This window comes from Brevibacillus nitrificans (assembly GCF_003710965.1).
Taxonomy (GTDB): Bacteria; Bacillota; Bacilli; order Brevibacillales; family Brevibacillaceae; genus Brevibacillus; species Brevibacillus centrosporus.
Genome location: NZ_RHHU01000020.1, coordinates 71,597 through 89,845, shown reverse-complemented (window position 1 = coordinate 89,845; position 18,249 = coordinate 71,597). Strand labels below are relative to the sequence as shown.

At 50.0% G+C, this 18,249-nt stretch carries 16 protein-coding genes; all 16 read left to right on the top strand.

Annotation, left to right across the window (positions count from 1 at the left end; all coding sequences use genetic code 11):
• Positions 1 to 61: 61 nt before the first annotated feature.
• Positions 62 to 1,123 (top strand): tRNA 2-selenouridine(34) synthase MnmH, encoded by a 1,062-nt coding sequence (mnmH, locus tag EDM59_RS27285; RefSeq protein ID WP_122926517.1) that lies wholly within the window; start codon positions 62 to 64, stop codon positions 1,121 to 1,123.
• A gap of 43 nt (positions 1,124 to 1,166) precedes the next feature.
• The gene (locus EDM59_RS27280; RefSeq protein ID WP_122926516.1) at positions 1,167 to 2,279 is read left to right on the top strand and encodes an aminopeptidase; all 1,113 of its coding nucleotides are present in this window, start codon (positions 1,167 to 1,169) and stop codon (positions 2,277 to 2,279) included.
• 198 nt (positions 2,280 to 2,477) lie between these two features.
• Positions 2,478 to 2,648: a hypothetical protein gene (locus tag EDM59_RS31245; protein WP_183193060.1), complete on the top strand. Its 171-nt coding sequence runs from the start codon at positions 2,478 to 2,480 to the stop codon at positions 2,646 to 2,648.
• 79 nt (positions 2,649 to 2,727) lie between these two features.
• On the top strand, positions 2,728 to 3,708 hold the full coding sequence (locus EDM59_RS27275; protein ID WP_122926600.1) for an RluA family pseudouridine synthase: 981 nt from the start codon (positions 2,728 to 2,730) through the stop codon (positions 3,706 to 3,708).
• A 95-nt stretch (positions 3,709 to 3,803) separates the two neighbouring features.
• A complete protein-coding gene (locus EDM59_RS27270) occupies positions 3,804 to 4,427 on the top strand; it encodes a YhbD family protein (RefSeq protein WP_122926515.1) in 624 nt (207 codons plus the stop codon).
• Positions 4,428 to 4,443: 16 nt separating this feature from the next.
• Positions 4,444 to 5,178, top strand: a complete 735-nt coding sequence (locus tag EDM59_RS27265; RefSeq protein WP_122926514.1) for a polymer-forming cytoskeletal protein — start codon at positions 4,444 to 4,446, stop codon at positions 5,176 to 5,178.
• Between the two features lie 166 nt (positions 5,179 to 5,344).
• Positions 5,345 to 5,971 carry a TetR/AcrR family transcriptional regulator gene (locus tag EDM59_RS27260; protein ID WP_122926513.1) on the top strand — a complete coding sequence of 209 codons (627 nt, stop codon included), beginning with the start codon at positions 5,345 to 5,347 and terminating at the stop codon, positions 5,969 to 5,971.
• A gap of 31 nt (positions 5,972 to 6,002) precedes the next feature.
• The gene (locus EDM59_RS27255; protein WP_122926512.1) at positions 6,003 to 7,235 is read left to right on the top strand and encodes an efflux RND transporter periplasmic adaptor subunit; all 1,233 of its coding nucleotides are present in this window, start codon (positions 6,003 to 6,005) and stop codon (positions 7,233 to 7,235) included.
• Positions 7,232 to 10,348, top strand: a complete 3,117-nt coding sequence (locus tag EDM59_RS27250; RefSeq protein WP_122926511.1) for an efflux RND transporter permease subunit — start codon at positions 7,232 to 7,234, stop codon at positions 10,346 to 10,348. Before EDM59_RS27255 ends, EDM59_RS27250 begins: the two co-directional genes overlap by 4 nt.
• A 152-nt stretch (positions 10,349 to 10,500) precedes the next feature.
• Positions 10,501 to 11,796: an HD domain-containing protein gene (locus EDM59_RS27245; protein ID WP_122926510.1), complete on the top strand. Its 1,296-nt coding sequence runs from the start codon at positions 10,501 to 10,503 to the stop codon at positions 11,794 to 11,796.
• A complete protein-coding gene (locus EDM59_RS27240) occupies positions 11,789 to 12,316 on the top strand; it encodes a YwgA family protein (RefSeq protein WP_122926509.1) in 528 nt (175 codons plus the stop codon). The genes EDM59_RS27245 and EDM59_RS27240 overlap by 8 nt, the downstream gene beginning before the upstream one ends.
• Before the next feature lie 67 nt (positions 12,317 to 12,383).
• Complete coding sequence (locus EDM59_RS31810; RefSeq protein WP_122926508.1) at positions 12,384 to 12,578, top strand: NUDIX domain-containing protein; 195 nt, start codon at positions 12,384 to 12,386, stop codon at positions 12,576 to 12,578.
• Complete coding sequence (locus EDM59_RS31240; protein WP_183193059.1) at positions 12,545 to 12,751, top strand: hypothetical protein; 207 nt, start codon at positions 12,545 to 12,547, stop codon at positions 12,749 to 12,751. The genes EDM59_RS31810 and EDM59_RS31240 overlap by 34 nt, the downstream gene beginning before the upstream one ends.
• Positions 12,752 to 12,913: 162 nt before the next feature.
• Entirely contained in the window at positions 12,914 to 13,300 is a 387-nt protein-coding gene (locus EDM59_RS27230; protein WP_122926507.1) for a thioredoxin family protein, read from the top strand.
• A gap of 42 nt (positions 13,301 to 13,342) precedes the next feature.
• Positions 13,343 to 14,245 (top strand): S-layer homology domain-containing protein, encoded by a 903-nt coding sequence (locus tag EDM59_RS27225; protein WP_122926506.1) that lies wholly within the window; start codon positions 13,343 to 13,345, stop codon positions 14,243 to 14,245.
• A 641-nt stretch (positions 14,246 to 14,886) separates the two neighbouring features.
• A complete protein-coding gene (locus tag EDM59_RS27220) occupies positions 14,887 to 18,234 on the top strand; it encodes an ABC transporter permease (RefSeq protein ID WP_148040859.1) in 3,348 nt (1,115 codons plus the stop codon).
• Positions 18,235 to 18,249 lie beyond the last annotated feature (15 nt).

Genomic DNA, 18,249 nt, shown 5'->3' with positions numbered 1-18,249 from the left:
ATAGAATACTAGAAAAAACAAGTGGATAAATCTAGCATAACAGAAGTTAGGGTGACATACATTGCAAGAGATAACCGTTGAGGAATTATTGGTGAGGGGCTATTCGAATCTGGTAGATGTTCGTTCTCCAGGCGAGTTTGCACGGGAAACCATTCCGGGTGCTGTAAATATCCCCCTGTTCAGTGATGAAGAACGTGCGCGGGTAGGCACGACGTACAAACGGGAAGGGCAGCAGGCCGCCCAATGGTTGGGTATGCAGATCGTATCTCCCAAAATGGAAGCGATTATGCAGGCGATTCGTCAGCGGGGAGAAGAATGGGGAGAGCCCCCTACGATTTTTTGCTGGCGGGGAGGAATGCGCAGCAGGGCGATGGCGACCTTTGCCACGTTTTCCGGTCTGCGGGTTCGCCGGCTGCAGGGTGGATACCGTTCCTACCGTCAGCACGTTCTGGAAACGATCACGCCATACGAGCTGCAAGTCCCTGTCTTCTTGCTACACGGTATGACGGGAGTGGGGAAAACAGAACTGCTCCGAAAACTGGAGGAAAAGGGCTATCCAGTCCTGGATCTGGAGCGTATGGCAGGGCATCGCGGATCGGTATTTGGGCATATCGGCAAAGGCAAGCCGGCTAATCAGAAAATGTTTGATGCGAGATTGTTTGAGACGCTGCATGAAAACCGCGACGCTTCCTTCTTTGTCATGGAGGCGGAAAGCAAACGAATTGGGAACGCCATCGTACCTTCCTTTTTGATGGAGGCGAAAAAGCAGGCCGTTCATATTCAGCTGACGGCTCCATTGGAGGTCCGCGTCCAGCGAATCTACGACGAGTACGTGATTCCGTTTTCCTGGCGCCCTGATTTTGTAGAAAAGATAGAGACGGCGTATACATCTATTGCGAGGAGAATTCCTACTGAGCAGGCTGCGCTCTTGCGGCAGGCGATAGCTGAGAGAGACTATCGGACGGCGATTGCTACACTTCTGGTTTCCTATTACGATCCGCGCTACCAAAACAAGCAAAGCGAGTACGTAGAAAAGCTGGAGCATCATATCGACACGACAGATTTGCCTGCAGCGGTCGAACAGATCGGGGACATCATTGAAAAAGGTCTGGCCATTCGGTAAAATATATTTTATTAATGAATTTTGATCGTGAGGGGGAGAGCGTATGTTAGATAACCGATTGGTAAAGCTGGCTGAGAATCTGTTGAGTCACTCCGTTCAGCTGGGAGAAAAGGAAAGTCTTTTGATTGAGGTACGGGGCGAAGGTCATGCGCTGGCAAAAGAACTGGTCAAACAAGCGTATGCCAAAGGAGCGTATCCGTTTGTGCGCATCATCGACCCAACGATTCAGCGTGAATTGATGATGGGGGCAAGCGAGGAACGAGCTGCTCATCTGATGAAGTGGGAGGAGCCGATGTACAAGGATTTGGATACGTACATCGTCATCAATGGCCCGGTAAATGACAGCGAAATGGCTGACGTGCCGGTAGAGCGCCGCCGTGCGCATCAAAAGGTCATGCAGGAGCTGAACGATTTCCTGGTTTCAAACGTACGCTGGACACTTCTCAACTATCCAACTGCCGCCATGGCCCAAAGCGCAAACATGTCCACGGAAGCCTTCGAGGACTTTTACTTCGATGTCTGCTCGGTTGACTACAAGAAGATGCACGAGGCATTCCTGCCGCTGAAGGACCTGATGGACCGCACAGATAAAGTCCGCCTGGTTGGACAGGGAACGGACCTGCGCTTTTCCATCAAGGACATTCCGAACGTCATTTGCTCGGGTCTGCGCAACATCCCGGACGGTGAGATTTTCACAGCACCTGTGCGTGATTCCGTAAATGGAACGATCACATTCAATACGGCGACCAGCTATATGGGGACCAAATTTGAAAATGTTCGGTTGACGTTTGCGAATGGAAAAATCGTAGAAGCGACTTCCAACAATACGGAAAAGCTGAACCAAATCTTTGATACCGATGAGGGAGCGCGCTACATCGGTGAATTTGCGATCGGTGTGCACCCGTACATTTTGCACCCGATGAACGATATTTTATTTGATGAAAAAATTGCGGGCAGCTTCCATTTCACACCCGGTCGTGCCTATGAAAATGCGGATAACGGCAACCGCAGCCAAATTCACTGGGACATGGTCAATATCCAGCGTCCAGAGTACGGGGGCGGAGAGATCTGGTTTGACGACGTACTGATCCGAAAAGACGGTCTGTTCGTTTTGCCAGAGCTACAAGGACTGAACCCGGAAAGTTTGAAGGGCTGAGGAAAACCTCTGAATTCGCAGGACAATCAAGCCATCATGCTGAGCAGCATGGTGGCTTTGTTACGTTTCGGAATAGATTCGCGATGGAGTTTGAATCATTTTTGTAACTTTATAAACAAAAATGTTTGCAAAATACCAAGTTCAACCATATACTTATTATACAAATAAGTTTAATAAGTTGATGTGGGGGAATGAGCCATGATTCGATTGGGTTGGAAACAATGCTTGCACACCTTTTTTGCGGGTCGTTTGCTCGGGTGCGAATTTTTAGCTGATGAAGGGTATGTGACCCAAATGCTGGAGATGGGACAACGAAAAGCGGTAGCCGACTTTCAGCAAGTGCTGCATGACGTGCAGATCTATCGATAAGGCTCAGGGGGAGAAAAAAGCATGTCCGGCTGCCATTTTTGCTACAATAGGAAAAAAAGCAGGAACAGAGGGATTTGAAGTGAGCCGCAAAGACTGGATTGAATACACCGTCACGGATGAAGACGCGGGAATGAATGTAGAGCAGATCGTTCGGCAAAAGCTGAACGTGTCAGGGCGGATGATGCAGCGGCTGACGAGAAGCAAAGGGATCCAGCTTAATCGCAAGCAGCCGTTTTTGCAGCGACTGGTAAAGGCAGGGGATCAAGTCGCGATCCGAGTCGTGGATCGGCAGCCGGAAAAAACGCAGGAAACACAAGGACAGCCCGAAGCCTCCCGCCAGACTCGGACAGCACGTTCTACTCTCCGGGAAAACAAGGACACGCTGTTCGCTACGGCACTGCCTATTGAGCTGCTGTATGAGGACGATCATTTGCTCATAGCCAACAAGCCGGCGGGGATGACCGTGCATCCGGTCAAACAGGAGCAGGAGGGGACACTCGTCGACGCGCTGGCTGAGCTATTTGCAGCCAGAGGAGAGAGTGCGAATGTTCACTCGGTGCACCGCTTGGATAAAGACACGTCAGGCGCGATCCTGCTTGCCAAAAGCAGCTACGGACATCAGCTGGCGGATCGTCTATTGCGAGAGGGCGGCATTCATCGGGAGTATGTAGCGATCGTAAGCGGCGTTCTGTCAGATGAGCGAGGCACGATTGAGGCACCGATCGGTCGTGATCCGAAGCACCCGACAAAACGAAGAGTGGCAGCAGGTGGAGACGAGGCGATTACTCATTATGAGGTGATCCGCCGTTCTTCTTACATGACCATGGCGCGTGTCTGGCTGGAAACGGGGCGCACTCATCAAATCCGCGTTCATTTCGAGCATATCGGTCATCCGCTGGCTGGAGATGCGATGTACGGAGGAGCGAGGGGATTGTTACGCAGACAGGCCCTGCATGCATCGTCGTTGAGCTTTCTGCACCCGTTAACAGGCGAAACGGTCCATTGCGTAGCACCGCTGCCAGTGGATATGAAGCGCTTGATCCAGGCGGAATTTGAATAGAACGAGGGATGAGAGACAGCGATTCGAGCGCCGTCTCTTTTTTTAGTTGATTAGCGTAACAATGTTATGTTACATTGTTTTTGGAGGTGCTTTACATGGATCGTGACTATATCTCGAAAAAGGAGCTATTGGAGCTTACCGGTATTTCGTACGGTCAGCTGTACAGGTGGAAAAGAAAGAATCTGATCCCTGAGGACTGGTTTATTCGCCGCTCTACCTTTACGGGGCAGGAGACGTTTTTTCCAAAGGAAAAGATCATGGCCAGGATCGACAAGATCATTCACATGAAGGATGACCTTTCCTTGGATGAGCTGGCAGACATGTTTTCCCCCAATCTCACCGGCTCGATGCTCAAGCCAGAGGAATTTATCGCACAGAACATTGTTTCGAAAGCAACCGTGGATTTATTTACGCAGCATTTCGGGAGCGCAGAGTCGTATCCGTTTCAGCACTTTCTGTATGCGTACATCGTGGAGCGCCTGCTCGTGATGGGGGAGATGAGCTTGGAGGAAGGAAAAGGCTTGCTGCAAGTTCTGGAGAGCCATTACCCAAAATTTCAGGGCAAGCCGTGCGAGCTGATCTTTATCCGGAAAATGGGGATTTCTGCGTTTGCCTTGGCCTCGAATGCGTCTGAGCTGTATTTCGATCAGAGCGTGAAAGTCGTCAGCAGATTGAATGTGTCCAGCTGTTTGGAAGAGCTGAAAACGAAGCTGAAATAATAAAAGGAGGTAGGTCATGATGAATCAGGATAATCGACCAGACTTGGTGATTCACGGAACGGTAAATGCGGCGGGTGGCGTGTATGGAGAAGTTGTTGTACATGGCTTTGGCAAGATCAAAGGGAATGTAGAGTGTCTGGATCTGCATTGTGCAGGTCACGTGAATGTAGAGGGAGATGTGCATGCGAGCCGCGGAAAAATCGAGGGCAACGCCAACATTCGCGGGGCTGCTCATTTCGAAAATATGGAGGTTTACGGACAGCTGGACGTAAACGGCGACATGACATTCACCCAGCTACGTGTGGATGGCAGTGTGAAAGTGCATGGCAGTGTATCTGGCGAGGAGATTTTGCTCAACGGCTTTTTAAAGGCTACAGGTGACTGTGAGGCAGAGGTGTTCAAAGCAAAAGGAGCCTTTACGATCGGAGGTTTGTTGAATGCAGGACACGTCTCCATCCATTTGCACGGCAGTAGTGAAGCGAGGGAGATTGGAGGAGAGCATATCGAGGTGCGCAAGGCTGGAATCAGCACGTTAAACAAGCTGATGAAGCCATTCTTCAACAACACGCTGTCTGTCGATACGGTGGAGGGTGACGAGATTTACTTGGAGTATACGCGGGCCAAGATTGTGCGCGGAACTAACATCGAGATCGGTCCTGGCTGCGAAATTGATCTGGTGGAATACAGCGGAGAGTTCCGTCAGGACAGCAGCTCCCGGGTAAAAGAGCATACAAAACGTGGAGAAGCCTGAATCATTCAGGCTTTTTCTCTAGGAACAAACAGCTGCGAAATGGAAGACTTTGTGAAATTTTGGTGAAAGCGCATGCAAGTGTTTACATGCATTTGCATGCGGGATATAATGGCGTTGGTAAAATTTGAAATGTTAGTGAGTACTTGCATAGATAGGGAGGATCGAGATGGATCAACCGCATATAGAACCACCACAGGGAGGGAAAGGCGAAGAGCAGGAGACCCGCGAGCGCATTTTGGCAGCAGCCAGCCAGCTTATGGCGAAAAAGGGGTACAAGGGTGCGACGACGCGCAAAATATCCGAGCTCGCAGGAGTCAACGAGGTAACGATCTTTCGGCACTTCAAAAACAAGGAAACGATCCTCGAAGAGCTTTTAAAAGGGATTTTGAATATTCGTCAGCAGCTGGAGAATCATCTGCACGGGGAGTATTCCGAGCTCCGCGAGATGCTCAGAAGATATGCGCATGGCTATTACGGCATGCTGGTCGAGCGCAAGGAAATCCTCATGATCTGCATGATCGAAGCGGATAATCACCCAGAGGTCATCAAGCTGTTCAGCAGCCTTCCGGTAACAGCCGTCGAAGTGCTGTGCAGCAAGCTCCAGGAGTTTCAGGACCGGGGACATTTGCCGAAAAAGGATTCCTTTACGGCAGCGCTCATGTTTGTCTCGACCTTTTTCTACGCCTTTATGGCAAAGCATCGCATCAATCTTGCACTCGATCTGGATGAAGAGCAGCTGGTTGAGAACGCATGTGACATTTTGATCAATGGGATTACGAAACAACGGAATTAACCAAGTTAGCTACATAGGAGCGGAGGATGTCATGAAAAAGAGATGGCTTGTTTCTGCAATAGTATTCAGTATATTGGCCACTTCAGCCTGCAGCGAGCAAGAGCAGGCAGCAGCGCCGGTGAAAGAGGTAAAGCAAGTCGTGTTGGAACGGGTAAAGCAGGAGCAAGCCATATTTGTGTCGGAAACCTCCGGCACATTGCTGCCGCTGGAGGAGGCAGTGGTCTCCTTTGAGGTAGGGGGACGCGTTATCGAGCTGAACCGGAATGAAGGAGACAATGTCAAAGCTGGCGACGTCCTGGCACGTGTCAATTCGCAGGATTACTCCCTGCAGGTAGCGTCCTCCAATGCCGCCCTGCAGCAGTCAGCGGCCAGTTTGAGCAAAGTGAACAACGGGGCACGGGAGCAAGAAGTTGTTCAGGCACGTTTGCTCGTCGAAAAGGCAAAGACCGGCTATCAAAAGATGCAGGACGATTTTAAACGGATCGAACAGCTTTATCAGGAAAAGGCCATTTCCAAAAGCGAATTTGAAAACGCACAGAACGCCCTGACGCTGGCAGAAAAAGACCTGCAAAATGCACAGCAGTCGTACTCACTTGTAACTCAAGGGGCGCGAGCGGAGGATAAGGAGCTGTCCAAAGCGACCTACAATCAGGCTGTAGTCGCCAAAGAAGTAGCGGCCTCTACTCTGGCAAAAGCACAGCTGCGTGCTCCGATCAGCGGGACGATCCTGGCGAAGCTATCTTCCACCGGAACGCTGGTCAGCCCAGGGACTCCTGTCTATCAGGTGGGAAATATCGACACGCTGAAAGTCGTGCTGCCTGTGCCTGACCGGGAGATTTCCTCGTGGAAGCTAGGGGAGACGCTGTCCCTTGATCTGTATGGACAAAAGCGCGATGCGAAGGTGACTAAAATCTTCCCTGCAACGAACCAGAGTACAGGAACCATCGGAGTCGAGGTTCAGCTGGCCAACCCGCAGCATGATTGGTTTGCCGGGCAGGTAGTAAAGGCGACCAAGACGATGAAGGGGCAGGAAGGAATTTACGTTCCGGTCGAAGCTGTCCTGAGCAGAGGACAAAACGATGCGCATGTCTTCGTGAATGTAGGTGGAAAAGCGGTCAAAACAGCCGTAACCATAGGTCAGCTGACCAATGATCGCCTGGAGATTCGCAGTGGTCTGAAAGTGGGAGAAGAGCTGATCGTCAAAGGTGTGGATCGCTTGTTTGACCAAGATCCGATCGAAGCAGCTGGAGGTACAAAACCGTGATCGAGTACATCGTACGCAAGCGCAAAATTACGCTTTTGTTTTTCGTAATGATCGTGCTTGTCGGCTTTCTCAGCTTCTTTCAGCTGCCGAAGCAGGAGTCGCCGGACATTATCATCAACATGGCGACCGTCACGACGATCTACCCGGGAGCTTCTCCAGAAAAAGTAGAGCAGACCGTTACGAAAAAGCTGGAAGAAAAAATCAACGAGCTGCAAGGGCTTAACTATATATCTTCTACATCGAGCTTGGGCGTATCCTCGATCATTGTGGAGACGAAAAGCGGTGTGGACCCGAAGCAAAAATGGGATGAGCTGCGGAAAAAGGTAAAGGATGCCGAGGCGGATCTGCCTGCCGACGCGAAGCAGCCCATTATTAATGACGATTTAAACCGAACCTTTGTTCAGACTCTTGCGGTAACGGCGGATACGACAGAGCAGCTCTACAGCCTGCGCGACATGATGAAATCGTGGAAAGAACAGCTGCGTACGATCCCGAATGTTGCCGATGTGACTGTAGAGGGTCTGCCAGAGCAAGAGGTGCACATCGAGGTCGATACGCAAAAGCTGAGCCAGTATGGACTTACATGGGCTCAGGTGATGATGGCGGTCAAAAAGGAAAATGAGAAAATTCCACTGGGTGACCTCACGACTGACAAGCGCACCTACCAGCTGAAGCTGGCGGAAACAGAAAATGTAGATGAGCTGAATCAAGTGATCATCAGCCGCACGCCAGAGGGCTATCCCATTTATATGAAGGATATCGGCACGGTAAAAATGACGACCGAGAGCATCAAGTCGATGTCCTATTACAACGGTAAGCCTTCGCTGTCGGTCAGTGTCAATGCGGAGACGGGAAGCGATGTTCCCTCCTTGCAGAAGCGTGTGGACGAAATGATGGTGACGCTCGAAAAGTCCCTTCCTGTATGGGCGCAGACGCATTCCGTCTACAGTCAAAACGAGAGGGTCGATGAGCTTTTCTCCGATCTTACCCGGGAAATGTGGATTGCGATTATCGCCGTTTTGCTCGTATGTACACTTGGTTTGAACTTGATTACCTCTTTTGTTGTGGCATTGGCCATCCCGATCTCGTTGGCAGTGGGCTTGTTGTTCCTGCCCTCCCTGGGGATTTCCCTCAATATGATCTCGATCGTCTCCTTGATTATCGTACTGGGGATTCTGGTAGACGATGCTGTGGTAGTCAACGACAATATCGAGCGCCGCTTGTCCGTCTTGGGCGAGAAGCCACTGAGAGCTGCAGTCAATGGTGCGAATGAAGTTTCGATTTCCATTGTTACCGCTACGCTTGCTACGATCGCTTCCTTTGCACCGCTCATGTTTTTAAGCGGGAATGCCGGGCAGTTCATTCGCCCAGTACCGGCTATCATTTCTTTGACCATGCTGGCATCGATGATTATGTCGCTCACGATTATTCCGATCTTCCGTCAATGGTATGAGCAGCGGAGGAAAACGAGTGCAGAGGGCTATCGGAAGCCGGCAGGTCTGCTCGGCAAGCAGTTGAACCAGCTGACGAAGTGGTACGCCAATAAGCTGATGCCTAAAATTTTGCGTCGACCGCTGATGGCGGGAATGATCGGCGTTTTGATCGGGACGGCAGCCTACGGGCTGATTCCACTGACGCCCGTGCAGCTGTTTCCAAATGACGACCGCCCTGAGTTTTTGGTCAATATTCGGGTACCCGTAGGAAGCAGTATTTATGAAACAGATCGGGTTGTTCGAGGTGTTTCCGATTGGATCAGGCAGCAGCCTGCGATCGAATCCGTTGCTTCGTATGCAGGTGGCAGCGCGCCGAAAATGTTCGGAGGCGACACGGCAGCAGGAAGCGGCATAACGGTAGGACAGCTCGTGGTCCGTTTTGATGAAAAAAAGGTAAAAATCGAAGACATGATGGAGCCGTGGACGGAGGAGTTTAAAAAGCTGTACCCGGAAGCGACGATACTGCCGACGCAGCTGGAGGCAGGGCCGCCAGTTGGGAAGCCTGTTGTGATTCGGATTTATGGGGAAGACATCGAAACCCTGCGCTCTCTTTCCGCCCAGGTAAAAGATGTCGTAGCGAATGCCCAGGGAACCTACGACGTGCAGGATAACTTTGGCGTCGAGCGCTATACCCTCGAGTTCGTGGTCAACAAAGAGCTGATGGAGCAAAAGCTGGTCAACTACACAGATCTGTCCCAAACCCTGCGCCTTGTCAGCGAGGGGATAACTGTCAGTGAATTTGATTCCGGTACAGACCTGATCGATATCAAGCTGTTCCTGCAAAAAGATCAGGAAGAGCCGGCGCTTCTGTTCCAACGGCTCAGTATTGCCAATGCGAGAGGAGAGCAGATCCCGCTTTCCCAGCTGGCAGAGGTCAAACCGACATTTAGCACGCAGGCCATCCCGCATCGTGATTTGTCCCGCGCTGTGACGATTTCCAGCGACTTGAAGGATCGCACGGCAACCGATGTGATGACGGAGCTTGCGCCAAAGCTGAACGGAATTTCATGGCCAGAAGGCTACCGCTTTGAAGTAGGCGGAGAGACATCTGAGCAGACGGACATCTTCATCGATATGGGCAAACTGTCCATTCTCGTCGTCTTCCTGATTTTGATTCTGATTGCCATGCAGTTTTACTCGCTCACCATTCCGGTGCTGGTCATGAGTACGGTATATCTAGCGGTGGCGGGCAGCTTGATCGGGCTGTTCATTACCCAGACCCCACTCGGATTCATGACGATGATGGGCGTGATTTCTCTCTCCGGGATCGTTGTGCGAAACGGAATCGTGTTTATCGAATTCATCGAAGAGGCAAGGCACGCAGGAGTAGAGCTGAAGCAGGCTGTTATTCATGCAGGAGAGGCGCGTCTGCGTCCGATTCTGTTAACGTCGATGACCGCTGTAGCAGGCTTGATGCCACTCGCGATCTCAGGCGATGTCCTGTTCAAGCCCCTGGCTGTAACGATTATTTCGGGCTTGCTGTTCTCGACGATGCTGACCTTGATTGTCGTTCCTTCGTTTTACACCGTTTTGACCCAGCGTAAACTGAAAAAGCTGGCGAGAAAAGCAGCCAAACGCCCCGATTTGTATGGGCCTGAGGCGGAAATGAATGAAGTTTAGGCAAGCTGGAAGGATGGAAGAAGTGCTCACTCGAGTGCTTCTTCCTTTTTGTCCGAATAACCCAGTAAAATAGCCACGCAGCGTTTTCTCCCAGGAAAGGGCTGTGATATGATAGGGGCAACTACGAGAGAAACAGGAAGGGAGTGTCCAGGATGCAACAGCCACAACTTCTCCATGAAGAAAAGGTATTCAAAGACCCAGTGCACCGATACGTCCACGTGCGGGACAAGTTCATTTGGGATTTGATCAATTCTGCAGAATTCCAACGGCTGCGCCGGATCAAGCAACTGGGCACCAGTTATTTTACCTTTCACGGCGGAGAGCACAGCCGGTTTAACCATTCCCTTGGCGTGTACGAGCTGATGCGCAGGATTTTGGATACGTTTAAGGAGCGGATTCAGCTTACCTATGAAGAGAGGCTGCTTTGCCTGTGCGCCGGACTCTTGCACGATGTGGGTCACGGACCGTTTTCCCATTCCTTTGAAAAGGTATTTCGCTACCATCATGAGGATTGGACCCGTGCGATCCTTTTGGGAGATACACAGATTAACCAGATCTTGCGCCGCTTTGACGAGGACTTTCCCAAAAAACTGGCAGAGGTCATCAACAAAACCTACGATAACAAGCTCATCGTCAGCCTGATTTCCAGCCAATTGGACGCCGACCGGATGGACTACCTGCTGCGAGATGCGTACTATACCGGGGTCAATTACGGCAATTTTGAGATTGAACGAATTTTGCGAGTCATGCGTCCGCAAGAGGATGGGATTGTTTTCAAATTCAGCGGGATGCACGCCGTCGAGGACTATATCATGTCCCGCTACCAAATGTACTGGCAGGTGTATTTCCATCCAGTGACGCGCAGCGCTGAAGTCGTCCTGCGAAAAATATTTCAGCGTGCCAAGCTGCTGTTTTCCCAGGGATATTCGTTTGCGCAGGAGCCTGTCATGCTGCTACCCTTTTTACAGGACAAGGTAGAGCTGAAAGATTATTTGGCACTCGACGAGTCGATTATTCTTTTCTACATGCAGGTGTGGAGAGGCGAGGCCGATCCGATTTTGAAAGATTTATGCGGGCGTTTTTTGGACAGGAATCTCTATAAATACGTCGAATATAACCCTAGAGATTTCCGCTTGCTGGCAGAGCTGAAGGAAGAGTTCCAAAAGGCGGGGATTGACCCAATGTATTATTTGGAGGTAGACACCACCTCCGATCTTCCGTATGATTTTTACCGTGCCGGTGAAGAAGAAGAGCGTATCCCGATCATGCTGCAAATGCCGACAGGAGAGCTTGTCGAGCTTTCGCAGAAGTCTGAGATTGTCCAGGCGATCAGCGGAAAGCGCCGGTTTGATTACAAATTGTACTTTCCTTTAGATAAAGTCATGGCATTGCCGGGGGATGTGTCCCGGAAGATTCGAGAACGTCTGGGAGTGATGGAAGATGCTTAATCGTCACGCCAAAATCATACGCTTGATCGAGATCGTAGGCGAAGTGAGTGGGCGAAAAAAGCTGCAAAAAATGGTGTACATAGGAAAACATTTGCAAATGGATTTCGATGAACGCTACGAGTTTCACATGTACGGCCCATATTCCGAAGAGCTGACTCTGCGGGTAGATGAGCTGTGCAACATGGGTCTCTTGGACGAGCAAATGGAGAGCAAGGGTGCGATCCATATGTATCGCTATACGTTGAACGAGACCGGCAGGGATTTTTTGCGTTTTCATGAGGTGGATTTCGGAAGCGGCGAGCGAGTCATTCGCCGGATGAACGAAGAGAACTCCCGCTTTTTGGAGCTTGTTTCTACCATTCTGTATTTTAATGATCTGCCGTATGAAGAGATGAAAGCGAAGATCTTTACCTTCAAGAGCAAGCAGCGCTACACCGAGGAGGAAATCCACAAGGGACAGGCGTTCGTGGAAGAATTGCGGGCCATGATGACAGAAGGCGACGACAGCAGGCTGAACTAAGATTTGGCGAACGAATAGAAAAATAGAGAAACGTAGGGCGCACGATCGAAACTTGCAAAAGTAGAGGATGCGTCTTTTTCTATCCTTTTTATTTCACGGAGATCGCATTCTGCTGACAAATTTGAACAGCCGCGGATGGGATCTGCCTGGAGGACATGTGGAGGCAGGAGAAACGGCATTTGATGCGATGCAAAGGGAATTGTGGGAGGAAACAGGAGCGGTGTTTGGGTGCCCATCCCCTATGCCTACCCGTATCCGGTAAGCTATCTCGTCTTTTACTGGGGGCGAATGAATAGACTGACGGCGCGGGAGGCAAACGTAGAAACGAGAGGTAGCGGATTTTTTACGTTTGCCGAAGCGAGCGCCCTCGCTTGTATCCAGCAGAATGCCAAGCTTTTTGAAGCTGCTTTTAACAGAAACAAGATGATGCCCTAGCACTATCTATAGAAGCCTGTGTTTCCAATCAGCAGACCTTCCAACGAGGTCTGCTTTTTTTGTCTCAATACGACGCAGCATAATGAATGGCAAACGTTCTTTGAAAACTCTATAAGAAGTCCGTTCAGTGAGATCACCAGAAATAGAGGGAGAGTGATAAGAATGAGAGGCTTGCGAACAAAATGGCTGTGGATGGCAGGCGGTGCTAGTCTGCTGATTGCTGTGTTGCTCGCATGGAATTGGGGGGCAGCCAGCGCCTATGAGGAAAAGATTGTCTATGTGTACAGCGATACTTGTGGATATTGTCAGACTTTCAGACCGACGCTCGAGGCTGTTCTCGCCGATTATCCACAGCATACTGTGGAACGTCTGGATATCCGTGACCAGCAGGATTTAGAAGCTGCATTGCGGTTAGGTGCAGAAGCCACGCCCACCGTGTTTATCGTAAAAGGGAAACAGGCTATCGAAAAACTGGAGGGCGATGTGCCCGAAAAGGTTCTCCGAAGTTTTTTTCAAAAAAATCTCAATTATCCTCTTTCTGGAAAATGAATAAATAAGTAAAATATTGGTAGTAGATAAGGGGGATGGCCGATGAAGATACTGTGGAAAGGTTTGGGGACAAGCCTGATGATGGTCGGGATTACGATTGGGCAAACGCTATGGGGAGGCACGTGGGGGGTATATCCAGCTGCAGCCGCTCAGCCTTTGCAGACCATGTCGGATTTTGCTGCACACCCAGCCAAAGAATCGATCCTTCTCGGCTTGCAAAAGGGATACATCTGGAAATATCCTGACGGCCGCTTTTACCCCGACAAACAGATCGTCCAATCACAGCTTGTAGCCAGTCTCGTCGCGATTCGAGGCCTAAAAGAGACGGCACCCGTGCCAGAGCTTCCTGTAGGACACTGGGCAAAAGGAACGTACGAACGGGCACAAAAGGCAGGCATTCTCGCTGATGTTAAAATCGATCCCAATAAGCTATTGACCAAAGAAGAAGCGGCTCAGCTCGTCTTTAACGCATGGAAGCCCTATCGTGGTGTGAAAATGAAGGGCTACACCCATACAGGCGCACTTATCACATGGGGCTGGATGGACCCCGCCCCCGCAGGACAGCCAAAATTCCGAGAAGATCTGCCGGTGTCGCGCGGGGATGCGGCGAAGATACTACAATTTTTATATGATGACAAGCTCCAAATAGAGCTAGGGGAAAAACTTTGGAGGGAGTTTCATGATAGTCTGAATGTTAAAAACGGAATTCTTTCTGGTAAGATACCGTCTGCAGATAAAAATTACTACATTAACGTGCAATTTTTTATGAAAAACAACCAGATTGTAGGTTTTGAAAATGGACAGAACTTTACGGTTAACCTTTCAAATATAAAGACCGCAGGATTTATTGTAATGGATAGAAGGGATTCTACTAAATCTATTTCTTATAGTTACCCAAACCTGCCTAATTTAAATTGGGAAAAAACTACACAGAAGTTCTCATGAATATATGTGAAAGGTGAATGAGCTTGTTTTTTAAAATAAGTAAAGTATATCCACTGATTATTACCATAATAGTTTTATTAACATCATCGACTATAGTTAACTTCATGCCTCAGAATGTGAAAGCAGCTTCTCCAGCAATGCATCAAATAATTACCGGTAGTGTAGATCAGAAGAAAGAAATTGTTCCAAAATCAGGGATATCAAAGTTAAATATATCAGGGATTCCTGGTACTTTGGGGGCGACGATTGCTACAATTGAGATTAATAATGTGAAAAATAATCAACAGGTTTTAGGATTTTCTGATTTAGATACGAAAGTTGACAAGGGATGGTATTTTGTAGATAGAGACGAAGCTATTTATTGGACTAACGCGTTCCAAGGTAATTTAAATTTCGTTTTAACAAGCCAATCGAATGTTTATAGTAAAACTGTTACCAATCCATTAGATTCAACTTTTAAACCCTACCAAGCCTACAACCTAGCAGAACTAGCCACAGCCTCAGGCGGCGCTGGCTACACGATCGGCGATAACCTGGAGCCCTACGGAAATGGGTACATTTCTGTAGGACACTTCCGGACGACTTCTCCTCCAACAGGGGGCGTCAAGACAGACAAAACAAAATATCAGGTCAACGAACAGGTGACCATTTCGGCAAATGCCACGGACTATTCATACTATGACCGTGGCATTTTCATTTGGAATCTGTCAGTTATCAACAAGACAACTGGAAAAGGCTATACCCAGTTTGTGAGCAATGAAGGAATCGCTGACCAGAGCGGTTATCTTCCGCCAGTGAACGAATCCAGCAGCCCCAATCCGTTTTCCTGGCTTAAAAACTACCAATATAAGCCCACCGAGGCAGGCCTCTACGAGGTTTCTCTCACGATCACAGACAGGCATCATCGTTCCCGGCAAGGTTCACCGAGTATGAGCGTATCAACGCCTTACACGTATCAATTTACGGTGGGGGAGGTCCCCACTGACCCCGATCCAGGCACAGACCCGCCAGCATCCTGCAAACGCGTTACGATGGACTTGAGGCTGGAGCAGGAAAACAGTGATAAGGAGCTGACAGGTGTCCCGAGCGGCGGAGACTCCCTTTCAGTCAAAGACGACACGAGGATTGTAGCGACTGCCACAAAACCAGGGACATTCAAGTACAACGGAGACGTGATGCAAAGCGGGACGGGCAACAATCGCAAAATAGGAATTACGTACGCTCCAGCCGCAGGCACATTCACGATTTCCTACGAGAGTGACGATGGAACTGAGTGCTGGCAAAAGACATTTGAGGTGTCAAACGGCGAGGAAGGTGTGGACCGATGCCCGATCGTGTCCATTCAAGGCAGTGTGAAAACGAGCGGCTCAACCATTGAAGTGACGCCCGGCGAGGAAGTTATTCTGCAGGCGAAGTATACGGATGCTCATGGGGAAACGGGGCCGGCGGAAGTAAAATGGGATGTGACCATGCCCAACGGCTCCGTGGAGACACTGCCAGGCTCCTACGAAGAAGTGGGGGGAAGGGATCGGTGGGGAGTCTACAACTCTGCCAAGCTGAAACTCCCATTTGGAGATGGCAGCGACTCGCACGATGTTCTCTTGGAACGAGGGAAGACCTACCAAGTGAAGCTTAACTTCAATCAAACTCTCTGGAAGGACAGGCCGGAATGTGGTTGGGTGATTACGATCAAGGTGCGAGATGCGACGTGTTCGATTACCGAGCAGAACAAAATCAAATTCAAAAGGTACGGCACTCCTCCTTCTCTGTATCCACCAGGAGGAGAGAGCTTTACGAGGCTGGATCTTGACTCGATCTACGTAGAGGATTTCGTACCTGCCGCAGATGGATACGACACGCATATCAAAGTTTCCGCAAGTACAGCAGGTAGTTGGTATCTGGTATATAGCGAGAAAAAGGTAGCCCTAGGGTCAAAGCTTTCAGCCGATGAAAAGCAGGATGTTCTTCTCCCGGATGATTTTGAGGTCGGGGAGCCGATGAAGCTCGTGTTTCAATCGGAAACAGGATGTATTCGTGAATTTGTGTTTACGGTAGTCTCATCGAGACGATGCTACGGGCTGCAGCTAGGTTTAGAAAAGAGCAGGGGTGACCAGAAATGGATACGGCCCATCGAGAGGGGCGAAGTCGTTCAGTTTGAATCGGCAGAACTTCCTGATGATGGGAACGATCTAAAACTGAGAACCGGTGAAGACACCAAGATGGTTGTCCAGTGGTTTGACCCTGTCTCTGAGACGTGGGAGTTCAAACGCGAAGATCATTCCTTGCCAGGAGATACAAACTCGCGTGAGGAGCATTGGCTGCGTCTTCCGCGAGACGATAATACCAGTGAAATGCTGGAAGGCCTGTATTTGGTACAGTTTTATGACGAGGATGGTTCCTCGACTACTTGTGACGGTCACTTTTTTATTCAGATAGGCCAAAGCGCACCTGCTGGGGAGAATCTATTGATTATCAAGAGCAGCTTTTCGATCTCTCCCAAATCACCACAGGCAGCGGGGACGGCAAGTACGATTACGTTTCAAGTGAAAAACGCGGGGCAGCTCATGCACGATACCAAGCTGGCTGTTCGCTGGGAGAGCTCTCCACAAGAGACGGTGTTAGATGTGGATAACTTCAAATCAGGTGAGATTCGGACCATTACGATACCCACACAGTATCCACAGCAAGGGGAAAACTTTATCGCCAACATCAATCCGTACAAAAACAAGCCTTCGGATGAAACGATTTGGACGGACAATCGTGCGCAGTGGCCAGTGAAAATAAACGGGTCAGAGGTGCCAAATCCGCCGGGGGGTGGGGGGAATTTTGATGGCGGCGAAATTGGTCTGGAGATCTACGACAGTGACGACCGCCAGCTGCAGAAGCTTGCAGTTCAGGTAGACGGCGTTTGGGAGCGTGAGCCTGCGACCATTCTTGTCAGCATTGACCAAACGAAAATCAATGAAGGCTTTTTGCGTACACAGCAGGAAATCAATGCGAAAATCGCGGCGTACAAAGCCCAGCTTGAGCAAGCCATAAGCGGAGACGGGATTCAAAACGTATCGGTCACAGCGCAGCCGGAATGGATCGCGGATGCCAAAAGGATGGCCGTATACAGTCCCGAAAAGCTCGATCTGAAAATAACAGGTCCTGGAACACCCCAGCAGTGGCAGGTAAGCAGTGCATCTACCGGTGGAGACTATATCTACACGGGGACGATTGTACCGACCCAAACGACGTGGCGTGAGGAGCTGCAGTCAGTGAAATACAAGGCACAGATCAACGGCTTTGTCATCTCCATGGCGTATAATATCCAGTTCAGCCTGACGTACGACAGCTGCACGACAAATGATGACGGCGAAGAAGTATGCGAACCTAAAAACGATGCCAAAAACATGACAGGAACATACACCATTACAGTAAAAGGTGGGGAAAGGCCCTTCGAGGTGTTTGAGCCAAATGTCACTGGCACGCTGCGTCATACAGCTGAATGGATGGAATACCACGCACGGGATCGTTATCCGAACAGCCTTCCGAACGATTTTTACGCAGGAGAGCGTATCTTGTCCCAAGTGGAGCTGCAGGCGCGTCATCGGCATCCGGTCAGCGGCAAGTATCCAGTCGTTGTGTCTGCGCAAGCCTGGATCTCAGAAATAGGCAGGAGACAAACGCTTTTGCAATCCTCACTGTCCCTCGTTTCAGCCTCACCGCAGCTTTGGAGGGGAAGCACGTACTCGGCCTCCAAGCTGGGTTTACGTGAGGTCGGTGTAGACAATCCGCTGATGGGGGACAAGCAGCGAGGGTTTCAAAAGGACGCCTCCTACGCCGTTTACTACACGGTGCAGTTCCGCTTTGGTGTGCAAAAAGGATTTGAGTACCCGGTGAAAAGCAGTGGTCAAGGGCATGATCTCAGCGACTATCGTATCCCCTTCCGGATCATTGCGAATGCATGGGAACGACAAGGAATCCGCAACCATACTACGCAGTAAATTTATTTGCAGCCC